Origin of the sequence: Gilliamella sp. B14384G12, from assembly GCF_016101825.1 — a bacterium.
Taxonomy (GTDB): domain Bacteria; phylum Pseudomonadota; class Gammaproteobacteria; order Enterobacterales; family Orbaceae; genus Gilliamella; species Gilliamella apicola_N.
In genome coordinates, this window is record NZ_JACFPU010000004.1 from 138,843 (window position 1) to 160,237 (window position 21,395).

Consider the following 21,395-nt stretch of genomic DNA (forward strand, 5'->3'; position numbering starts at 1 on the left):
ATCCTTTGTATTTAAACTACAACAATTGTTTTTTTGCCCATTCAATCGATGATTGATACTCATCCGGTAAAAGTGGTGTTAAAAGAGATAAAGAGTGTTTCAATTTCTCTGGTTGATTGTGAGTTAAATTTAGATGCCCAACTTTACGACCTGCTCTAACTTCTTTTTCATACCAATGTAGATGAACTAAATCAACAGACAACCAATTTAGGTTTAATTGAGTCCCAACAAGGTTGATCATAACCGATGGCGCAAATACATTCGGTTGTGGGAGTGGTAATGCCAATATCGCCCGCAAATGTAACTCAAATTGACTAATAGAAGCTCCATTTTGTGTCCAATGTCCACTGTTATGTACCCTTGGCGCTAATTCATTAATCAATAAGTTATCGCCCATGACAAAACATTCCATTGCCATTACACCAATATAATTAAGTTTATCCATAATAGCTTTTAGCATTTTTTCTGCTTTAGCTTGTAATATTGGATATTGGTTAGGGATAGCGACACTCATTTTTAAAATACCGTCTTGATGCAAATTATTCGTCAGCGGATAAAAAACAGTTTCACCTTTTCCGTTACGTGCTCCGACTAAGGAGATCTCTTTTTCAAAAGCGATAGCCTGTTCTACAATCGCATTATGGTATATATCATCAGGTACGGTTATATCGCTTTGATTAGTGATACGCCATTGTCCTCGACCATCGTATCCTCCAGTTCGACGTTTGACAATTAACAATTCACCAAGCTCTGCAAATAATTTTGTCCAATTTTGCGGATCTTCTAATAATGACCATTTAGCGGTAGGTAAACCTAGTTCATCAAATAGCTGTTTTTGGGTTAGTCGATCAGCAATAATCGGAAAAATATCTCGATTAATAAAATGAGAATGATTAGCTAAAATTTGAGTAAAAGGGGTATCTGGCCAGCGTTCAATCTCGGCAGTAATGACCGATTGTTGGTATGGGATAGTTGTTGGATCAACATCTAAGCCAACAGGGAATACATGAACGCCTAATGGTTCACCTGCTTGTTTTAACATTCGGCCTAATTGACCATTCCCTAAAACACAAACTGATTTAATCGTCATTTTAAGCATCTACTCTTGGATCGGGGTTATTTAATACTTCATCTGTTTGACTTAATCGCCAAGTGGTTAAACGTTGATAGAGCTCTTGGTTATGTAAAGCAAGAATTTGCGCTGCTAATAGTGCTGCGTTGGCTGCACCTGCTTTACCAATAGCCAGTGTTCCAACAGGTATACCTTTTGGCATCTGTACAATAGAATAGAGACTATCAACACCGTTTAAGGCTGCACTTTGAACAGGTACACCTAATACTGGTACTAAGGTTTTTGCCGCTAACATACCAGGCAAATGCGCCGCACCGCCTGCTCCGGCAATGATGACATCAAAACCTCGTTGTTTGGCTTCTTGTGCAAATTGAAATAATTTATCAGGAGTTCGATGAGCGGAAACAATTTCGACATGATAATTGATAGCTAAAGCGTCAAGAATATCGGCAGCATGTTGCATGGTTGCCCAATCACTTTTGGAGCCCATTACAATGGCAATTTTAGGTTGAATATGCATATAAAATTATATGTGTATATAAATTATTATGTTGTTGAAGTATACACCAAATTTTATCTTATGGGGATAAGAATAACCATGATTTGAAATATCAAAGTTAAAAAATTCGATCATTTTACTAATAGAAAGAGATTTTATTTCTGAAGATTTAAGTAGGTAAACAGATCGTTTAAAAGGGATCCGCCATCTTTAATGGCGGAATTGTAGAACTTTATTTTTTTATAGCAGCAATGATTTTTATTTCGACTAAGTAATCAGGGTTCATTAAGCCAGCCTGTACGGTACACCGCACAGGCGCGGATCCTTTAGCAACCCACTCGTCCCAAGCTTTATTCATCGCTCCAAAATCACTTTTATTTACTAAAAATATCGTCACATCTAAAATATGACTTTTGTCACTGTCGGCACTGACTAAAATTTTATCGATTTCTGCTAGGGCACTTTTAGTCTGCTCATAAGCGTCATGGATTAAATTGCTTGGCACACTAGTATAATATATAACATTATTGTGAATCACTGCTTCTGACCAACGATCTTGTGGGTCAATTCGAATAATTGTCATCATGATTTCCTTGTTCGATGATTAACTAAGATACTTTAATAAAATCTGCACGTAATTTTTTGATCTCGTCACGTAATACACCCGCTTTTTCAAACTCCAGATTTTGCGCAGCTTCGTACATCATTGCTTCAAGCTCTTTAACTCTTGCTTGTACATCTTTAACCGACACATAATTATACGGTTTATTTGGTTCAAACGCCTGTATTTTAGCTGTTGCTTTTTTAGTGCTCAATCCTGCGTCCAAAATATCTTTAATTTCTTTGCGTACTGATTTTGGTGTTATACCATGATTAGTATTAAAATCCTGCTGCTTTTTACGGCGTCGAGCCGTTTCGTCAATCGTTTTCTGCATTGCAGGGGTAATCTTATCAGCATATAAAATTGCTTTCCCATTCACATTACGCGCTGCTCGACCAACGGTTTGAATCAATGAACTCTCAGAACGCAAAAAGCCTTCCCGATCAGCATCTAAAATGGCAACCAGTGAGACTTCAGGAATATCTAATCCTTCACGCAATAAGTTAATGCCCACTAATACATCGACTTTACCAAGACGTAAGTCACGAATTATTTCCATTCGTTCAACGGTATTGATATCTGAATGTAAATATTTAACATTCACATTATGTTCAGATAAGTAATCCGTTAAGTTTTCTGACATTCGTTTAGTCAATGTAGTAACCAAAACTCGCTCATCCTTATTAATACGGAGTTTAATTTCTGATAAGAGATCATCCACTTGTGTCGCAACGGGTCTAACTTCGATAATTGGATCCAATAAACCTGTTGGTCTCACGACTTGTTCAATGATTTCGCCCCCAGATTTTTCAATTTCATAGGTCGCGGGTGTTGCCGATACGTATATCGTTTGTGGCATAATATTTTCGAATTCAGAAAACTTTAAAGGTCTATTATCTAACGCCGATGGTAAACGAAATCCATACTCAACCAGATTCAGTTTACGTGATCGGTCACCATTGTACATGGCTCCAAGCTGTGGAATGGCCACATGCGATTCGTCAATAAACAGTAACCCATCTGCTGGTAAATAATCAAATAACGTTGCAGGTGGATCACCTGGATTACGCTGTGATAGAAAACGCGAATAATTTTCTATCCCCGAACAATAACCAAGTTCTGTCATCATCTCAATATCAAAGAGTGTACGTTGCGTTAATCGTTGCTCTTCTAAAAGGCGATTATTATCAAGAAGTACCTTTTGACGCTCTTTTAGTTCCTGCTTAATTTGTGCTATCGCATTGTCCATAATATTTCTAGGTGTCACGTAGTGAGTTTTTGGATAGATGGTAATACGTGATACTTCATTCACAGCACTCCCCGTTAAAGGGTCGAACATCACAATCCGATCAACTTCATCATCAAACAGTTCAACGCGCACAGCAAGTTCATCTGAGTCAGCAGGAAAAATATCGATCACATCGCCACGAACCCGAAACGTACCTCGGCTAAAACCAATTTCATTACGCGTATATTGTAGTTCAGCAAGACGTGTTAGGATTGCTCGTTGATCGGTTATCGTACCTTTAGTTAAATGCAATATCATTGACATATAGGTCTCAGGCGCACCTAATCCATAGATAGCGGACACGGAGGCAACGATCACGACATCACGACGTTCAAGTAATGATTTGGTTGCTGACAAACGCATTTGTTCAATGTGTTCATTAATCGATGCATCTTTTTCAATAAATGTATCAGTTGAAGGCACATAAGACTCTGGCTGATAATAGTCATAATAAGAAACAAAATACTCAACAGCGTTCTCAGGGAAAAAAGCTTTCATTTCACCGTATAATTGAGCTGCCAATGTTTTGTTTGGCGCAAGAATAATTGTTGGGCGATTATGATGGGCAATAACGTTTGCCATAGTGAACGTTTTACCCGATCCAGTTACACCTAATAATGTTTGATGTGCAATTCCATCATCAAGATTTTGATTAATCCTTTTTATTGCTTCTGGTTGATCACCAGCAGGTTTGAATTCGGAACACAATTTAAATTTTTTCATTACATCGTAACCTAATATTTTACCTATTAATAAAAATTATCCCCAAAAAGGCTTGACCTTTTAAAATCTTATATTTTTTGTTCAGTTAACAAAAACGCTTATCAGATTAGTTCGAAAACAACAGCTTGATTTAATATAACGCATTGATAAATAACAACAATATAAATCATGACTAACATGTGACCAAACCAACTTAAAACCTGATAGCTATTGGCTTCTGAGCTGTTTTCAATAAACTACTCACAGAGTTATCCACAGGCAACGGGGATAACTCTCTAAGTATAATTGCTATAAACTTTTTTCAAAGATCAAGCAAAAAATCCTTAATAAAAACACCTTTTTTTTTAAGGTTATTCCTATTTTTTAAATCGATTTTAATAGTTAAAAACTAATAACTAATTCAGTACTTCAAATTTATATTGATAGCTATGATCGAAGTTAGGCACAAATATTAATCGATGAGTGATGCATTTTGGAGCATCTTCCACATGATGAGATACAAATAACAGTTGTGTGTGCCCTTCCTCTATTAAGCGATCTATCCAACATTTTACTAACTCTCGATTAAGATGATCTAACCCTTGTAAAGGTTCATCTAAAATAAGTAGTGTTGGATGTTTAACCAACGCTCTTGCTATTAATATTAATCTTTGCTGTCCCCATGATAATGATTGAAAAGGCTTATCAGCATGATCTTTCAGACCCAGTAAATGTAACCATTCATCAGCTAATTTCGCTTGCCTATCACTAGCGGCCTGATAGACCCCAATCGAATCAAAATATCCAGAAATTAACACAGCTTTAACGCTGGAACTTACACGATAATCGAGATGCAAACTGCTGCTTACATAACCAATGTGCCGTTTAATATCCCAAATGGTTTCTCCGGAACCACGTCTGCGACCAAATAAAGTAAGATCATTACAATAACCTTGTGGATGATCCCCTGTTATTAAGCTCAATAGCGTGGATTTTCCTGCACCATTCGGCCCGACAATTTGCCAATTCTCATTGGCTTTTACCTGCCATGTTAATCCATTAATGATAAATTTATCATCGTATTGAATATAAACATTATTTAAGCTTACACGTTCTAATTGATCGGCTAATTGAATTGGTGGTTCGTCTGCTTCGGGTAACGGCATATTGGGCAGGTTTTCTAAATCTGCTAGCTGCTTAACTATTTCATCGTTTAATATGGTTGCTTTAGTTCCAAATTTCAATAGCTGACAATCTACAAGAAGACCAATATTTTCAATAAAGGTTGGAATTTCATTAAATCTATTCAAAACCAATACTATTGAAATGCCTTGTTTGGCTAATTGACCCAGTTTTTCTGCTAAATTTTCCCGCGATAAGATATCTAAACCATCAAACGGTTCGTCTAATATTAATAATTGAGGATTTAACATTAACATTCGACAGATGAGTGTTTTACGCGTTTCACCTGTGGAAAGATATTTAAATCGCCGATTTAACAGATGACTTATTCCAAATTGTTCTGCAAGTTTGAGACAAAGTTTTTCGTCTTTATTATTTTCTTGAATAATTTGTTGAGTGGTTAATCCTGTATCATTTTCACCTTCACTAAGCATATCGGTATTATTGCGTTGCCATTCCTCTTCAATTAACTTTTGTAACTGTTCAAACGAAATATAGGCTACGGATTCAAATTGATTAATCACTCGACCCGATAATAATTTTTGTTCGCCCGCAAGTGCTTTAGCTAGTACAGACTTTCCACTGCCATTACGGCCAACAAAAGCAATACTTTGTCCTGGACTGATAGTGAGTGATTCAATGGTGAAAACTTTATAGTCACTAATCTTGTAGTGAGCATTTTCAATGGTTAACATAATGACCTCGTTTTACTAAACTAATGTGGCAACAATAATATGCTGAGGATGAATTGATATTGTTAGCGGTTTATCTTTGTATAAATCATACTGCTTGACTTCTTGGGTTAATTTACTTGCATAAAGTTTCATACCCGATGGCAATGTAAATTCAATTTCAGTCCATTCACCATCGGTTTTTATGGTTTCAACCTTAACTGATAAACTATTTTCATTGGCATCATTTAACTCAATTAAGGGGGCTTTGATTAGCAGAAGTACCGTTTTATCCACACTTAGCTTTAATCTTTCAATACTTTGTTGAGTGATGTAACCTTTTAATTCTGTTTGGTTATCGCTTAATTTAACCGTAACATATCCGGCAACATGGTTTGTTTCAATGTGTTTAACACTACCATACAATTGATTTCGAGCACTGGTTTGTAATGATAATCTTGCGGTAGCTTTTAAAATATCATCTAGCGGTACATTATCATCATTTAATATATTAAAAGCATTATGTTGTAAGTGGGTTAAAAGATCGTAAAGTTGAATAAATCTTACTGCGTAGGAACTTAATTTAGTACCACCACCATTTTTACCACCAGTTGTGGTAATTAAAAAAGGTTTGGTTGTCAGCCTATTAATTTCACTTATTGCATCCCAAGCCGTTTTATAACTCAACCCTATTTGTTTGGCAGCTTGGCTTAATGAACCTGTTTTTTCAATGGCTTTGAGTAAAGCAATACGCCTTGGATCAATAAAGAGTTGTTGGTTCAAATTGAGTGTTAACAAAATATCGGGCGAGAGGATCATTTGTATACCTTGATAAACTTTAAAATAGCTCTATTAAAAAACAATTTAGGTATTGTAGACCCTTTTATTGCTTCCTACAAAATTTGTGAGAAATAATTCTTTCTTTGGCAAAGAAAATTGATAAATCAATTAGATAAATTCTATCCTAACAACCTTATTACCTAAGTGATACAAAATTAGATTTTTGCTAATGTATTTGTTTATTATCAATACGCTCGATTACATCGATATGTTTTATTTTATATAACGAAATGTTACTATGTTTTGCACTATGATTCAGTTTTCATATTTTCTAAATAAAAAACATTGAGCATTAGTAAAATAATCATAACGTACATTATTAACTAATTACGATCAATTATCTTTGGTAGTGAGGAATAGAATGAAAAAAATCTCTATATTAATTTTTGCTTTAACGACTTTAATATTCACTTTTACAGCACAGGCACTTGAAAAAGTTACGGTATTTGCAGCTGCGTCATTAACGAATGCGATGCAAGATATCGCTTCAGAATATAAATCAGATCATAAAAATGTTGAAGTCGTTTTTTCATTTGCCTCATCTTCGGTTTTAGCCAAGCAAATTCAACAAGGTGCTCCTGCCGATATTTTTATGTCAGCCGACCAAAAATGGATGACCTACCTTATTGAAAATAAATTAATTAAAGATAAAGAAGATTTACTTAAAAATGCATTAGTTTTGATTGCACCGGCACAATCAAAATTAAATAAAGTTGACATTCACATGAATACCAATTGGAATGAGATCCTTCCTAAAGGAGAAAGGATAGCAATAGGTGATCCCGATCATGTTCCAGCAGGGCTTTATGCTAAAGAGTCATTAACTCATTTAGGTGTATTTGACAAACTTGCACCACAATTTGCCCCTGCGAGTAATGTTCGTGATGCATTGATGTTGGTTGAACGCAATGAAGCAGCACTGGGTATTGTTTATAGTACTGATGCAAAAGTAAGTGATAAAGTAAAAATTGTTGGTATCTTTCCTGCTGAAACTTTTACATCTATTGAATATCCCGTTACTTTATTAAAACCTGAAGCAAACGATTTTTACCAATATTTAAAATCACCACAAGCTAAAACGATTTTTGAAAAATACGGATTTGTAACTAAATAGTAACGAATTATTATGATATTGACCGTATTTGAATGGCAAACATTGCTACTTAGTCTAAAAATAGCTGGAGTAGCAATTCTATTTAGTTTGCCTATTGGTATTTTGACCGCTTGGATTTTAGCTAGATGTCAATTTTATGGGAAATCGCTTTTTGATAGCATTATACATTTGCCTTTAGTTTTACCGCCGGTAGTACTTGGTTATTTATTACTATTAACGATGGGACGCAACGGTATCATCGGCAGTTGGTTAAATCACTATTTAGATATTAGCTTTAGTTTTAACTGGCAAGGTGCTGCTTTAGCTTCTGCTGTGGTGGCATTTCCATTATTGGTTCGCTCAATTCGTTTAGCGATAGAATCAATTGATTCACGTTTAGAAAATGTCGCACGCACATTAGGTGCAAATCGTTTACGAGTATTTATGACAATCACACTACCTTTAGCTTTTCCTGGTATTTTAATGGGCACAGTGCTAGGTTTCGCACGTTGTCTTGGCGAATTTGGTGCTACTATTACATTTGTATCGAATATTCAAGGTGAAACGAGAACCCTTCCCCTAGCAATGTATACATTATTGCAAATGCCTAATGGAGAAAATGCCGCTTTAAGGCTATGCATTATTTCAATTGCGCTATCGTTGGTTGCGCTATTTTTATCAGAAATGTTAAACCGCTGGCATAAAAGGAAATTATTGGGACAATAAATGATGATAAATATAGATATTATTAAACAATTGACCACTTTTTCCTTTGAATTTAAGCAAACCATTCCCTGTCAAGGTGTGACAGCTATTTTAGGTGTTTCAGGTGCGGGCAAATCAACATTAATAAACTTAATAAATGGTTTGATTAAACCTGATAAGGGTAAAATTTTACTTAATGATGTGACGTTGGTTTCGACTCAACAAAATATTTTTGTTCCCCCTGAACAAAGGAATATTGGTACCGTTTTTCAAGATGCTTTACTTTTCCCTCACTTGAAAGTATTAAAGAATCTTACTTATGGCGCAAAGAAGATTAATCAACAAAAATTCGATGAAATTATTGAAGTACTCAACATTAACCACTTATTAAAACGCTACCCGACGATGTTGTCTGGTGGTGAAAAACAACGAGTAGCAATTGGTCGGGCGTTATTAACCAATCCCCAATTATTATTAATGGATGAGCCATTATCGGCATTAGATATGCCAAGAAAAAAAGAGTTATTAAGCTATATCGATATATTAGTTAACGAGTTAAAAGTGCCGATCATTTATGTCACTCATAACATTAATGAAGTTAAACGTATAGCGAACTATGTAGTTATTTTAGAACAGGGAAAATTACTGTCTCATGGGAAAACTCAAAACATTTTACAAAGTGATTATTTAAAAGAGTGGTTATAAAGCTGCAATGTATCACAATTACTGTCTTGTTTAATGTAAGATACGCCATCATGCCAAGCGCCTAACACCAATCGACTAGCAGGTTTACCATCAATTAAAAATTCATGTGTCGCTGGCTTATGTGTATGACCATGTACCATAATATTGGCATTATATTTACTCATCATCTTTTCAACAGCTTGTTGATTCACATCCATAATACTTTCTGATTTAATTTGATTGTGTAAACTGCTCTTTTGTCGCAATTTGCCTGCAATCTTTAAACGAATAAACAGCGGAAGTTTCAAGAAAAGTTTTTGTAACCATTTTTTATGCATGATCTTACGAAATTTTTGATACTGTGGATCATCCGTGCATAATAAGTCACCATGTAAAAAGAGGATATTACTATATGCATTAGGTAAACAGTTAATATCCGCTAAAATCGTCATATTACATGATTTAGCATATCTTTCGCCTAATAGGAAATCACGATTACCATGAATAAAATAGGTTTTAATTTGCCGTTTTGTTAGTGATCGCAATGCAAGTGAAATTTGTTGATGTAACTTTGAATCAACATCATCACCTATCCAGTAGTCAAATAAATCACCAAGAATATAGAGTTCACAGCAATCAGGTAGGCTCTCTAAGAAAGATAAAAAGCCTGCGGTTATATCAAAATAACCCGAAGCAGGCTCATTATCCGTTAGATGAATATCTGCAATAAAATAACGAATTGGATTATTCAACCGTTACACTCTTAATGATTACATCTTCAACAGGCACATCAGAATGCATACCACTGCGCCCTGTTTTTACTCCTTTAATTTTATCAACCACGTCCATACCATCAACCACTTGCGCAAAAACACAATAGCCATAACCATTAATGTCTGATGAACGATAATTTAAATAATCATTATCAACGACATTAATAAAAAATTGCGCAGTAGCAGAATGAGGATCGGATGTGCGAGCCATAGCTAAAGTGCCACGATTATTTTTCAAGCCATTATCCGCTTCGTTTTTGATCGGAGACTTGGTTTTTTTCTGCTTCATACCAGGTTCAAAACCACCGCCTTGAATCATAAAATTATTAATGACTCGGTGGAAGATAGTATTGTTGTAGAAACCTTCTTGGCAATATTCAACAAAATTTTTAACTGTTTCTGGCGCTTTATCGTCAAAAGTATCAATTTTTATATCACCTAAAGAAGTGTGAAATATAATCATAAAATGTTCCTTATTATTTTCATTTTTTAACTTACATTTACAAATCAAAAACTAAGAGAATGATTCTCTATTTATTTGCCAAATTTTTCACATGCTTCAAGCGTGTTACTCATTAACATTGCAACAGTCATTGGACCAACACCACCAGGAACTGGAGTTATCCAACCCGCACGTTCAACGGCGGTTTCAAATTCAACATCCCCAGCGAGTTTACCGTCGGGTAATCGATTGATACCGACATCAATCACAATTGCCCCTGGTTTGATCCATTCACCTTTAACATAATTGGCAATACCAACACCTGCAACAACAATATCTGCATTGCTGACATGTTTAGCTAAATCCACGGTACGACTATGAGTAATCGTAGTTGTGCAACCTAGTAATAAAAGCTCAAGTGCCATAGGGCGACCAACAATACTTGAAGCTCCCACAACGGTGGCATTTAATCCAGCTAAATTAATACCCGTTGATTCTAACATTTTAACCACACCATAAGGGGTACATGGACGTAAAAGCGGATCTCGTTGTAGTAAATGACCAATATTATAGGGATGAAAACCATCAACATCTTTACTAGGATGTATACGTTCAAGGACTTTAGTTTTATCAATATTATCTGGTAAAGGAAGCTGAACTAAAATACCATGGACATCATCACGTTGATTAAGTTTATCAATAAGAGTTAATAACTCTTCTGTTGTGGAAGTGGGAAAATCATAAGAAAAAGAAGCAAATCCGACATCATCACAGGCCTTTTGCTTATTTCTAACATAAATTTTTGAAGCTGGGTCTGATCCCACCTGCACTACAGCAAGCCCTGGAACAGATAACCCTTTTTCAATTCGTTGTTTTACCTTATTAGCAATATCATCTCTGATTTGCTTCGCTAAAAATTTTCCATCAATAATATTGGCTGTCATAAACTTGTGTATCTTCAACTGGATTGATAATAGTGGGATATTTTCGCAAAAGTTTTTATTAATGTCTATTCACTTATAAGTTGATTGGTTAAGTTGAGTTAATATTTGTTGATATTGACCATCAATATCAGTGATAACGGAACAAATATGAGCATCAAAAGCTTTTAGTTTAGGCTTCTGAGCTTTCCATTCATTTTTCGAGATCTGTTTTATTGCGCCATAATTTTTAAAAAAATCAAAATTTATAATGCTACCCCCTACTACATTATAAAAAATATGCGTACCTATATCCTCACCATCTTTTTTTAAATTATTAAAATTTTGGTAATAAAATTGAGTATTACCACTTTCTGATGTTATAGATTTATGGAGTAATTTCACTAATCTTTTATATAATTTATTTAATTCACGATGCAGTTCATTATCGTTACCTAATTTATTTTTTATCGCATTTTCAAATGTTATTTTAACTTCTGATAAAAGGCTTAATGCTTCTTGTTCTAATTTTGGTAATTGCTGTCGCAAATCTTTCTGGAATTTTTGGGTTTGTTTTTCGAGTGGAGGTTGCAGTAAAACAGTTTTTTCATTAAATACAACTTTTCCGTTAGATTTGATCATTAAATCATTTTTTTTATTGAAAATATGAACACTTTCTTTGTTTATTACGATGTTATAGCTTGGTTTAACTGGACACTCTTTTTGAGCGGCAAATAATGTGGCAGGAAAAATGATTACCATCAATAATAATTTCTTTAACATATATATATCCAGTTTTTTTATTAGAATAAATTATAGCGGTTGATTCTCAATTAATATAATAAAAAATCTTTATTATGTCATTCCAGTTTATCTGGAATTTATTAGAGCGTTTTTTAAGTATAAGTAACAATAAACTTATTAATAAAAGATATTATTCATCTATTCTTATCAAGGTTGCTTAAATTACTTATCTAAAGCATTTTTTATTTAACCATTTTTAAAGATATTTTTTAGATCGTCATAGCGTGTGCGTTGCAATCTCTCTTACCAGACCAACCCAATACAGTTGATGAATGAAGTTGCCAAGCATATATATCTAATTTATACTGAAACGTATAGTTAACCTGAAACTTTTTTACAACAATTAAAAATTTTTTTGAAGATTCAACTCCACTCATTAGTTTTATTTTAGTTGTTCCGTTTCAATAATTATTTTTAACTAATAGGTTATGTACTATTTCATTTTTATAAAAGTCTAATAACAGGATATGAAAAATTTCAGGTTCCTGAATGTTATAATAAATTAACCCAATAAATACTACGAATAAAAGAAACATATTAAAGTTATCTCTTTTACAGACGATCTTTATAATGAACTCATAGTATCAATAGATATAATCTATTAAAACAACTATATTTAACTGCTTTTTTTTCTCAAAAAGTAAAGTATAGTATTTATATATTCAAAAAATAATTTATCAGAGGTGAAAAATGTATACTGTAATTTTTGGTCGTCAAGGTTGTCCATATTGTGTTCGAGCTAAAGAGTTAGCTGAAAAACTGTCTAAAGAACGTGATGATTTTTCTTATCGTTATATCGATATTAATGCTGAAGGCATTACTAAAGAAGATCTTTCTAAAAGTGTTGGCAAACCAGTAGAAACAGTTCCTCAAATTTTTATTGATGAAAAGCCAATTGGTGGTTGCACTGATTTTGAAGCTTATGCTAAAGAGCATTTGGGACTATTTAGCGAGTAAGCGAACATAGTTTTTTGAGATTCATTTAGCCACCATTAGGTGGCTTTTTGTTTTTAACGGCCAGGCAGTTTTTGCCATGTAACTTCATTACGCAAATAGGTTGGTTCAGCATTTTCAACACTAACCCATTCATCTTTTTGCCACTTCTTATCGGCTATGACAATTAAATCCTGAGCATGTGGTAATAAAATATCGCTTGTGTGAATATTTTCCAGCATATCTGGATAAGTTTGCCATCCAGTACCAGCACTATAACTATCATTATAAATATGTTGAACTTTATCTATTACTTTTTCTGGCGCAATGACACACTCTGGAATAATTGCTTGCCAATGGTCATCAATGTATTGATATTGACCTAGATAGACTTCATTCATTCTGGCATCTATCGCAGGAATAACATTTGTTATCTGTCTGGTACGATACACCCCCTGAGCTAATGTCATTAAGGTTGAAACCCCTATCATTGGTTTATCAATACCGAGTGCTAATCCTTGCGCTACACCTATACCAATTCTAACACCAGTAAAACTACCAGGACCTGCCCCAAAGGCTACAGCATCTACCTGAGAAAGTGAACAATCCGATTGTTTTAAAAGATTGTCAATCATAGGTAAGATCTGCTTAGTGTGATCACGGGCAGAAATTTTAAAATCGAATGTGATTTCATTACAATAGAGTAATGCAACAGAGCAAGCTTCTGTAGCGGTATCAATGGCTAAAATAGTACTCATTTTTTTCCCAAAATAATTTATTTTTGTAATTAACTTTTAGCTAATAAAAAATTTATCACCTTATTTATATCACGTGTTCTTGGCGAAGGTGGCAAGCTATTAATAAATGTTGCACCATAAGCTCGCATCACTAATCGATTATCACAAATGATAATTGCACCTCGATCGTTATGGTGGCGTATTAATCGCCCAACACCTTGTTTTAATGTAATTACAGCTTCAGGTAATTGAACTTCATTAAATGCATCGCCCCCTTGCATTTGACAATCTTCCATACGGGCTTTAATTAGAGGATCATCTGGCGAAGTAAAAGGTAATTTATCTATGATAACACATGAGAGGGTGTCTCCCCTAACATCAATACCCTCCCAAAAGCTACTGGTTGCAATCAGTAGTGCATTACCTTTATGGATAAATTGCTCCAACAATTTAACTTTACTGGTTTCGCCCTGAACCAATACCGGCAAAGTGGTTAATTCTCGAAATTGTTTGGCTAGTGCATTCATCATTGCATAGGAAGTGCATAAAAAGAAACAACGCCCTTGATTAGCTTCAATAACAGGCAAAAGAATATCGATTAATTTCTGTGCATTCCCTTGTTCATTTGGTGAAGGAATATAGCGTGGAACACACATAATAGTTTGATTTGCATAATCAAATGGACTTTCTAGAATGAGCGACTCTGCATTATCTAAGCCTAAACGTTTAGTAAAATAGTCCAATCGATTATCAACCGATAGTGTTGCAGAAGTAAAAATCCAACTTCCATCACGTTCAGCAATTAATTGAGTGAATTTGTCTGCCACCGATAATGGAGTCAAAGCAAAAATAAAATAGTTATTAGTGCATTCATACCAATAACTAAAGCCTGTTATATTTGTCTGCTGTAATCGACTCAAAAGAGCATGATATTGCTTTATTCTTTCAAAACAATTATCTAAAGTTGACGACCGTCCCACAGCTAGTAATAAAACTTCATGACAAAAATTTAAAGCATCAACCAAATAAGATAACTCATTTTTTACTGCTTCTTGATTGAATAAATAGCGTAAGTTTCCTTTTGGCGAATGTTGGTTGATGACTAATCGTAGATCTTGTGTGCATTTTTGAAGTTTATCCGCACACTGCTGTAACTGTGCCATATCTTTCACTTCAGTGCGATATGTAAGATTTATTTCCTTAGCCAGATCGAACAGTTGCCGGCTAGTTAACTGTTGCCCAAAGTAGTGACAAGCTAGATCGGGTAGCTGATGTGCTTCATCAAAAATCATAACATCCGCTTTAGGGATAAGTTCCCCAAACCCCGTATCTTTTACTACTACATCAGCTAAAAATAGATGATGATTCACCACGACAACATCTGCGTTTAATGCTCGCTTACGCGCTTTGACAACATAGCAATCATTATAATGTTCGCAGTCACTCCCTAAACAATTATCGTTAGTACTGGTTAAAATTGACCAAACAGGATTGTCTTCAGTTACAGTTGTACATTTACTAATATCACCATCTTTAGTTTTAATTGACCAATTTTTAACTCGAACAAGATCGATGCGTAAATCTTTATCAAGATCGCCTGCGCCTGCATATTGATGATACAACCGCTCTAGACAAAGATAATTAGCTCGCCCCTTAAGGAGTGATATTTTACCTGTGTAATTAAGGGCTTTTTTTATTATAGGTAGATCTTTACTAAAGAGTTGCTCTTGTAAATTTTTCGACCCCGTTGAAAGAATTACTTTTTTATCACTACGCAAGGCTGGCACTAAATAAGCAAATGTTTTGCCTGTTCCGGTTCCCGCTTCCACCACCAGAGAATGTTGCGCATTGATTGCTTCAGTGACTTTATTTGCCATACGTCTTTGTGGCTCTCTTGCAATAAAACCATCTATAGCCGTCGCAAGCAAACCATTTTCTGCAAAATCATCAATCACTTAAAATGCACCAAATTAATAGATAAGCCCAATTTGTATTTAACACTGGAAAATTTATTTAAGAAATAAGTTAATGTTTGAAAAAATAAAATAATTATATATTTGAGATGAAATTATTGTCATGTAATTGAAAAATTAACTATCATAATAACTATCTATACTATAACAATAACGAAAGCAAAAATATATACAAGAATATTCATGGTAAAGAAAAAGCTTAGTTAGAAATAGATTAATTTTTCAAATCAATAAACCAAATAAGCTCAAAAATTAGGATTATTCAACCACTATAATTTTTTCAATTTAGTTTTTAAATAAATCATATAGTGCTTTATTCCTGATAAATATTTTTTCTGCTTAAACATTAGCTTTGAATAAGCTCGAATTGAAGAGGTTTTGTTATCATTATACAAAGGTAATAACATACCTTTCCAAGGTGAATTAGCAAAATAATGATCAAAAAAATCAGTTCGATAAGGTTGATGCCAAGGTTTATTTTTAGTTATATAGTGTATTATTTTAGTCGTTTTATCAACTTTTGCATCCTCATTACCATTTACAGTCAAAGCCGTTAGATTATTAAAATCAGAAGGCAGTAGTAATGTATTTTCTTTCATAACAATGTTTAAAACATCTTGATCAGCAAATGTATATACATTTCCATCATTAATAAGTTCAAAAGTTTTTTCTGTTAATTTATTTTCATTCCACAATGATGTATTAAAATAAATTACGCCAGCATTAAAATATTCACCATTAGGAATACCATACTTTTTACCTTGGCCATTTTGCATATACTCCGCATCAGGTACTACCGCTGCTATTTTATTATTTAAATCAATATTGAAAAGCTCATCCAAGCTACCAACACATAAGGTATCACAATCTAAATATAAAACTCTGTTTGTTATTTTTTGTAAAACTTCAGGAACAATAAATCTCAAACATGTTGCAATTGATATTCCTAAAACTAATGTGTCAGAATTTACTGAAAAATTATTATCTATTTCGTAACAAGTTATGGAGCAATCAAGTTGTTTGGCTATTGTTTCAAAATTAGATAAATTTTTTTTCGAAAGATTATTAGTAAATAAATGAAAATTAATCTCAATATTTGGGTTATTTTCAATAACTGACGTTAAAGATAAACCAGCTGGCATTGCATAATTATCATCGAAACAATAAGCAATATGATAGCCTTCATTTATCTGTGCTTTTTTATTCAAAACTAATGTATTTTTTATAAATTTATCACTATAGTTCATATCATTTTCCATACAACTAAAACCATTTTTCTATTTATTAGAATAAATTATTTTTTAAATGCTTTATGTTTTAAATATAAAATGTAATATTTAAAAGCTTTAAAATATTGATGTTTACTCGCTAACAATTTTGCATAACGTCTTGTGGTTGAAGGTGCATTTTCATTAGCCAATGATAATTTTTGATTAGCCCATGGCGAAGTAGCTATATAATGTTGATAAAGTGGTGTAATATAGAGTTGATACCAAGGTTTATTACCTGTTACATAATGGATGATAGCTGTATTGGCTTCAATGAGATTATCTTCATTACCGCCAACGGTAAGCGAAGTAATAGTGTTAAAACGTTTTGGTAAAAATACCGTTTTACCTTGCATTAAAATATTCAATACATCTTGATCAGCAAATTTATAGACTTTACCGCTGTTAATCATGTTAAATGCTTTTTCAGTTAGGTTATGTTCAACCCACATATCCGTATTGATATAAATCATACCTGCATTAAAATATTCTCCATAAGGAATATCGCAAGCCGCACATTGCTTTTCTTGTGTTTTACCGATATCAGGTACAACGGCTGAAAACTTATTTGTTAAATCAGTGGAAACAAGTTCATCAAGATTATTGGTACATAGTACATCACAATCAAGATATAAAACACGAGAAGTCACTTTATTTAAGATTTGCGGAACAACGAATCTTAGACACGTTGAAGCAGAAACATGTAAAACTAAAGTATCAGGATTTATCGAAAATTCATTACTAATTTCATAACAAATTATTGAAGTATTTTCTTTATTTAACTGATTGAATCGCTCGATTTTTTCATTTGATACATTATTGGCAAACAAATGGAAAACTAGATTTTTATCTGGATTATTTACTATCACAGATGACATTGCAATACCGGCAGGCATTGCATAATTATCATCAAAACAGAATGCTATGTGTAAAGTTTCTAAAGATGCTAGAGCATTATTAAATAATGTTGTAGTTTTACTGATAAAAAGATTTTCTGCTAACATGTTCTAGTAATACCGAGAATTTAAAGTTTGATTTATTGTAGCATAACCAATTATGATAAAAAAATTAACTATCAATTTCATATTTATGTAACTATTTTGTAATGAATAAATAGCTATGATATATTAAAAAAATTGTATTAGTGAGTATTTGAAATGAATAATAGTATTATTAATATTGTATATTGTACTGATTCAAATTATTTTGAACATGTAGGTGTATCTATAACTTCAATTATACTTAATAATAAACACCATAATATTCATTTTCATGTTTTTCTATATGATGTATCAGAAAAAGAGAAAAACAAATTACAGGAAATCAGCAGTTCAATTACTCTTTATTCAATTCCTATTGATGAGTTGAATAAATACTCGGACATCCAGAACAACAAAATAAAACATATCAATCGTTCGATGTATATTCGCTTATCTGTACCACGATTATTGCCTGATTATGTTGATAAATTCATTTATTTAGATGCGGATATTTTATGCTTTGGCGATATTTCTTCAATTTTGAATATTAATATAGGCTCCGTAGTGTGTGCTGTTACATCCGATTCTTTAGATGCAGATAATATGTTACAAAATAAAAAACGTTTAAATTTAGCATTTGAAAAATATTTTAATTCTGGTTTTTTATACATAAATACCGAGAATTGGAAAAAGTTTGATACTGAAAATAAAGCTAATCAAATATTATTATCGCCTCAAAATTATAATTTATCATATCCTGATCAAGATGCTCTGAACATTGTCTTACAAAATCAAGTTACTTATATTGATGTAAAATGGAATTATTTATTTACTTGGATGAATGACCAAGAAAAAGAATCTTTTTTCCATAATAAACAATCATTACCTTATTTTGTGCATTTTACGGGTGCAAGAAAAATTTGGTACCAAGAGCATACCGGTATTGCCCAAAATCTTTATTGCTTTTATAAGCACTTTACACCTTGGAGTAACAGCAGTTTAAAAAGTTATAAATCGAAAATGCGAGTAAATGATTATCGGATTTATTCTAAATCTTACTTAAAAAATAAAAAATTTATAGAAAGTGCTAAATATTATTTCCATTATTTAAAACTAAAACTATTTAAGAAGTAATTAGTTTATTTTTCTTAGTAAGTAGAAATAATAGAATTGCATAGCCGAAATAAATTTTTTTTGTTTAAAGCAGTACTTTGCATAATTCCGTAACCAAGATTTTTTTAAGGCTAATGGGCGTTCTACATTTTTCCAAGGTGATAGCTGATAATATTTTTTAAATAATTGGGAATTAAACGTTTGATACCATGGCTTATATCCTGTCACATAATGTAACAAAACAGTATATGGCGCAATTTCTTTCTCTTCATTGCAAGGGATAGTGATATGAATTTTAGTATTATATTTAATAGGTAAAAGGATAGTTTTATTTTCTAATAAAATATTTAGAACATCCTGATCTCCAAAGCGATAAACATTACCATCATTTATCGTTTTCATACATTGTTCTGTCATATTATTAACAAACCATTGTGTTGTATTAATGAGCAAAACACCAGAATTAAAATAATTTTCAGAATTGATGTTATATAAATCCTTAATAATATTTTTCATTACACTATCATCAGGTATAACACCTGCGACGTAATCATTTAATTCAATATTATATAAAGCATTAATTGGTTTTAAACATAAAATATCACTATCGATATATAGAAATTTTTCTGTTTCATCTTTTAATATATCAGCAATAATAAATCTAGCACACGACATTGCTGATAAATAACCTTGTACTAAGGTCTCTGAATTAATCTGAAAATTATTATTTAAATAATATATTTTTATAGTGATGGTTGAATTTACTAATTGTTTAAACTTTTCTAGGTTGACGGAAGATATTTTGTCAACAAATAAATGAAAACATATATGAGCATTGGGGTTATTATAAATAACAGAGGAAATCGTGACACCTGCTGGCAGCGCATAGCCATCATCAAATGCTAATGCTATGTGCATCATATCTGAATTTTGTTTATCTGATTGTGTGAAAATTTCTAATTCACTAATATATTTATTTGTAATACCCATTCCATTCATTTATTTTTTATAGTTTCTTTTCTTCATTTTAAATAAAATATATCCATGTGTAAATTTATTAAATTTCTGAGCTATATTTTAATAAAAATTGAATATATAATTAGTTAAATTTTTAAAATTTAATTACTTTACATGGTTAATACTCATAACTTTATCGATCAAATAAAACCTCTTTTTAATGAATACAATCCTCAATTTCAGACACTTGATATTGCTTTAGGTTTTGATAATAATTATGCAATGCCAGCTGGTGTCGCGATGTTATCAGTTATCGAAAACACGCCAAATTATAATTTAAATTTCCATTTATTTATTGATAAGGTTTCTGAAGAAAATATTCAAAAATTTAAAGAGTTAAGAAGAAACAATATTTCAATTACACTTTATTATTTGAATAATAACTTTAAAATAAATCCCAAAACTTTAGTTTTACATATTACTACTATATCTACTTGTATTCGTTTTATTATGCCTGAAATACTTGAATCAAAAACTAATAGATTAATTTATCTTGATAGTGATGTAATATGTTTGCAATCATTAGCAAAATTATCTCAATACAATATTGAAAATTATATTGCAGGTGTAATAACTGACACCAAAGATATGCAACAAACAATTAGTAAAATGTACCAAATCGATTCAACTAAATATTTTAATGCAGGTGTTCTTTTAATAAATACTAAAAAATGGTGTGAAGAAAATATTACAAAGAAAGCATTAGAACTCATTAATGATGGAAATGTATATAAATTTGCAGATCAAGACGTTTTAAACATTTTATTAGAAAACAGAACTCTTTTGTTGCCCGTAAAATTTAATACTAAAATAAAAATTTCAATTGATGCTCATCAAGAAAAAGATATTAGACCATATACAGTAATTTTACATTACATATCACAAAATAAACCTTGGTTTAAAGTTTATCAATCAAAAATATTTGACCATTATTTTCAACTATCTCCATGGAAAAATGAAACGTTACCTTTGAGTGGAAACAGTTCATCAATTAGAAACTATGCTAAATATCTGATGAAACAAGGCGCTCAATGTAAATCTATTTATTATTATGGTGTTTACTTAAAGTATAAGCTATTTCAGAAAAAATAATTATCA

21 protein-coding genes are annotated in these 21,395 nt (G+C 32.4%); 6 read left to right on the forward strand and 15 right to left on the reverse strand.

Going from position 1 to position 21,395, the window contains the following annotated elements; all coding sequences use genetic code 11:
• Positions 1 to 16: 16 nt before the first annotated feature.
• The 6 genes from purK to H3S73_RS06455 all read right to left on the reverse strand — a co-directional run bounded on the left by purK (position 17) and on the right by H3S73_RS06455 (position 6,834).
• Positions 17 to 1,084, reverse strand: coding sequence for a 5-(carboxyamino)imidazole ribonucleotide synthase (gene purK, locus H3S73_RS06430; protein WP_144091715.1), 1,068 nt, complete (start codon positions 1,082 to 1,084; stop codon positions 17 to 19).
• A 7-nt stretch (positions 1,085 to 1,091) separates the two neighbouring features.
• Entirely contained in the window at positions 1,092 to 1,592 is a 501-nt protein-coding gene (gene purE / locus H3S73_RS06435; protein ID WP_086326574.1) for a 5-(carboxyamino)imidazole ribonucleotide mutase, read from the reverse strand.
• Positions 1,593 to 1,803: 211 nt separating this feature from the next.
• Positions 1,804 to 2,154 carry a RidA family protein gene (locus H3S73_RS06440; protein ID WP_144091683.1) on the reverse strand — a complete coding sequence of 117 codons (351 nt, stop codon included), beginning with the start codon at positions 2,152 to 2,154 and terminating at the stop codon, positions 1,804 to 1,806.
• Positions 2,155 to 2,179: 25 nt separating this feature from the next.
• On the reverse strand, positions 2,180 to 4,183 hold the full coding sequence (gene uvrB / locus H3S73_RS06445; protein ID WP_086308959.1) for an excinuclease ABC subunit UvrB: 2,004 nt from the start codon (positions 4,181 to 4,183) through the stop codon (positions 2,180 to 2,182).
• A 395-nt stretch (positions 4,184 to 4,578) separates the two neighbouring features.
• Positions 4,579 to 6,039 (reverse strand): molybdate ABC transporter ATP-binding protein ModF, encoded by a 1,461-nt coding sequence (gene modF / locus H3S73_RS06450; RefSeq protein WP_144091682.1) that lies wholly within the window; start codon positions 6,037 to 6,039, stop codon positions 4,579 to 4,581.
• Positions 6,040 to 6,054: 15 nt separating this feature from the next.
• The gene (locus tag H3S73_RS06455; RefSeq protein ID WP_198228810.1) at positions 6,055 to 6,834 is read right to left on the reverse strand and encodes a TOBE domain-containing protein; all 780 of its coding nucleotides are present in this window, start codon (positions 6,832 to 6,834) and stop codon (positions 6,055 to 6,057) included.
• A 370-nt stretch (positions 6,835 to 7,204) separates the two neighbouring features.
• Between H3S73_RS06455 and modA the strand changes: the two genes are divergently transcribed.
• Genes modA through modC form a run of 3 tightly spaced genes read left to right on the forward strand, consistent with a single transcriptional unit; the run spans position 7,205 to position 9,358 of the window.
• Positions 7,205 to 7,969 (forward strand): molybdate ABC transporter substrate-binding protein, encoded by a 765-nt coding sequence (gene modA, locus H3S73_RS06460; RefSeq protein WP_370528605.1) that lies wholly within the window; start codon positions 7,205 to 7,207, stop codon positions 7,967 to 7,969.
• A 12-nt stretch (positions 7,970 to 7,981) separates the two neighbouring features.
• Positions 7,982 to 8,674 carry a molybdate ABC transporter permease subunit gene (modB, locus tag H3S73_RS06465; protein WP_198228808.1) on the forward strand — a complete coding sequence of 231 codons (693 nt, stop codon included), beginning with the start codon at positions 7,982 to 7,984 and terminating at the stop codon, positions 8,672 to 8,674.
• A complete protein-coding gene (gene modC, locus H3S73_RS06470) occupies positions 8,675 to 9,358 on the forward strand; it encodes a molybdenum ABC transporter ATP-binding protein (RefSeq protein ID WP_198228807.1) in 684 nt (227 codons plus the stop codon).
• Here the strand turns inward: modC and H3S73_RS06475 are convergent.
• From H3S73_RS06475 to H3S73_RS06490, 4 genes are all read right to left on the reverse strand, one after another.
• Complete coding sequence (locus H3S73_RS06475) at positions 9,337 to 10,089, reverse strand: UDP-2,3-diacylglucosamine diphosphatase (protein ID WP_198228806.1); 753 nt, start codon at positions 10,087 to 10,089, stop codon at positions 9,337 to 9,339. The two genes, modC and H3S73_RS06475, sit on opposite strands and share 22 nt — an antisense overlap.
• The gene (ppiB, locus tag H3S73_RS06480) at positions 10,082 to 10,573 is read right to left on the reverse strand and encodes a peptidylprolyl isomerase B (RefSeq protein ID WP_198228805.1); all 492 of its coding nucleotides are present in this window, start codon (positions 10,571 to 10,573) and stop codon (positions 10,082 to 10,084) included. The genes H3S73_RS06475 and ppiB overlap by 8 nt, the downstream gene beginning before the upstream one ends.
• A 71-nt stretch (positions 10,574 to 10,644) precedes the next feature.
• Positions 10,645 to 11,496, reverse strand: a complete 852-nt coding sequence (gene folD / locus H3S73_RS06485) for a bifunctional methylenetetrahydrofolate dehydrogenase/methenyltetrahydrofolate cyclohydrolase FolD (RefSeq protein ID WP_144091677.1) — start codon at positions 11,494 to 11,496, stop codon at positions 10,645 to 10,647.
• A 69-nt stretch (positions 11,497 to 11,565) separates the two neighbouring features.
• Positions 11,566 to 12,255: a DUF2884 family protein gene (locus tag H3S73_RS06490; protein WP_198236165.1), complete on the reverse strand. Its 690-nt coding sequence runs from the start codon at positions 12,253 to 12,255 to the stop codon at positions 11,566 to 11,568.
• Between the two features lie 711 nt (positions 12,256 to 12,966).
• Between H3S73_RS06490 and H3S73_RS06495 the strand changes: the two genes are divergently transcribed.
• Positions 12,967 to 13,233 carry a GrxA family glutaredoxin gene (locus H3S73_RS06495; RefSeq protein WP_025314989.1) on the forward strand — a complete coding sequence of 89 codons (267 nt, stop codon included), beginning with the start codon at positions 12,967 to 12,969 and terminating at the stop codon, positions 13,231 to 13,233.
• A gap of 53 nt (positions 13,234 to 13,286) precedes the next feature.
• Here the strand turns inward: H3S73_RS06495 and tsaB are convergent, their stop codons facing one another.
• From tsaB to H3S73_RS06515, 4 genes are all read right to left on the reverse strand, one after another.
• Positions 13,287 to 13,967 (reverse strand): tRNA (adenosine(37)-N6)-threonylcarbamoyltransferase complex dimerization subunit type 1 TsaB, encoded by a 681-nt coding sequence (tsaB, locus tag H3S73_RS06500; RefSeq protein WP_198228803.1) that lies wholly within the window; start codon positions 13,965 to 13,967, stop codon positions 13,287 to 13,289.
• A 29-nt stretch (positions 13,968 to 13,996) separates the two neighbouring features.
• Entirely contained in the window at positions 13,997 to 15,901 is a 1,905-nt protein-coding gene (locus tag H3S73_RS06505) for an ATP-dependent DNA helicase (RefSeq protein WP_198236166.1), read from the reverse strand.
• A 287-nt stretch (positions 15,902 to 16,188) separates the two neighbouring features.
• Positions 16,189 to 17,166 (reverse strand): glycosyltransferase family 8 protein, encoded by a 978-nt coding sequence (locus tag H3S73_RS06510; RefSeq protein WP_198236167.1) that lies wholly within the window; start codon positions 17,164 to 17,166, stop codon positions 16,189 to 16,191.
• A 47-nt stretch (positions 17,167 to 17,213) separates the two neighbouring features.
• On the reverse strand, positions 17,214 to 18,191 hold the full coding sequence (locus H3S73_RS06515; protein WP_198228800.1) for a glycosyltransferase family 8 protein: 978 nt from the start codon (positions 18,189 to 18,191) through the stop codon (positions 17,214 to 17,216).
• A 153-nt stretch (positions 18,192 to 18,344) separates the two neighbouring features.
• Here H3S73_RS06515 and H3S73_RS06520 point away from each other — a divergent pair, with 153 nt between their 5' ends.
• On the forward strand, positions 18,345 to 19,301 hold the full coding sequence (locus H3S73_RS06520) for a glycosyltransferase family 8 protein (RefSeq protein ID WP_198236168.1): 957 nt from the start codon (positions 18,345 to 18,347) through the stop codon (positions 19,299 to 19,301).
• Here the strand turns inward: H3S73_RS06520 and H3S73_RS06525 are convergent, their stop codons facing one another.
• Positions 19,302 to 20,270, reverse strand: a complete 969-nt coding sequence (locus H3S73_RS06525; RefSeq protein WP_198228798.1) for a glycosyltransferase family 8 protein — start codon at positions 20,268 to 20,270, stop codon at positions 19,302 to 19,304.
• A gap of 141 nt (positions 20,271 to 20,411) precedes the next feature.
• On the opposite strand from H3S73_RS06525, the gene H3S73_RS06530 reads away from it, so the two are divergent.
• Entirely contained in the window at positions 20,412 to 21,389 is a 978-nt protein-coding gene (locus H3S73_RS06530) for a glycosyltransferase family 8 protein (protein WP_198228797.1), read from the forward strand.
• Positions 21,390 to 21,395 lie beyond the last annotated feature (6 nt).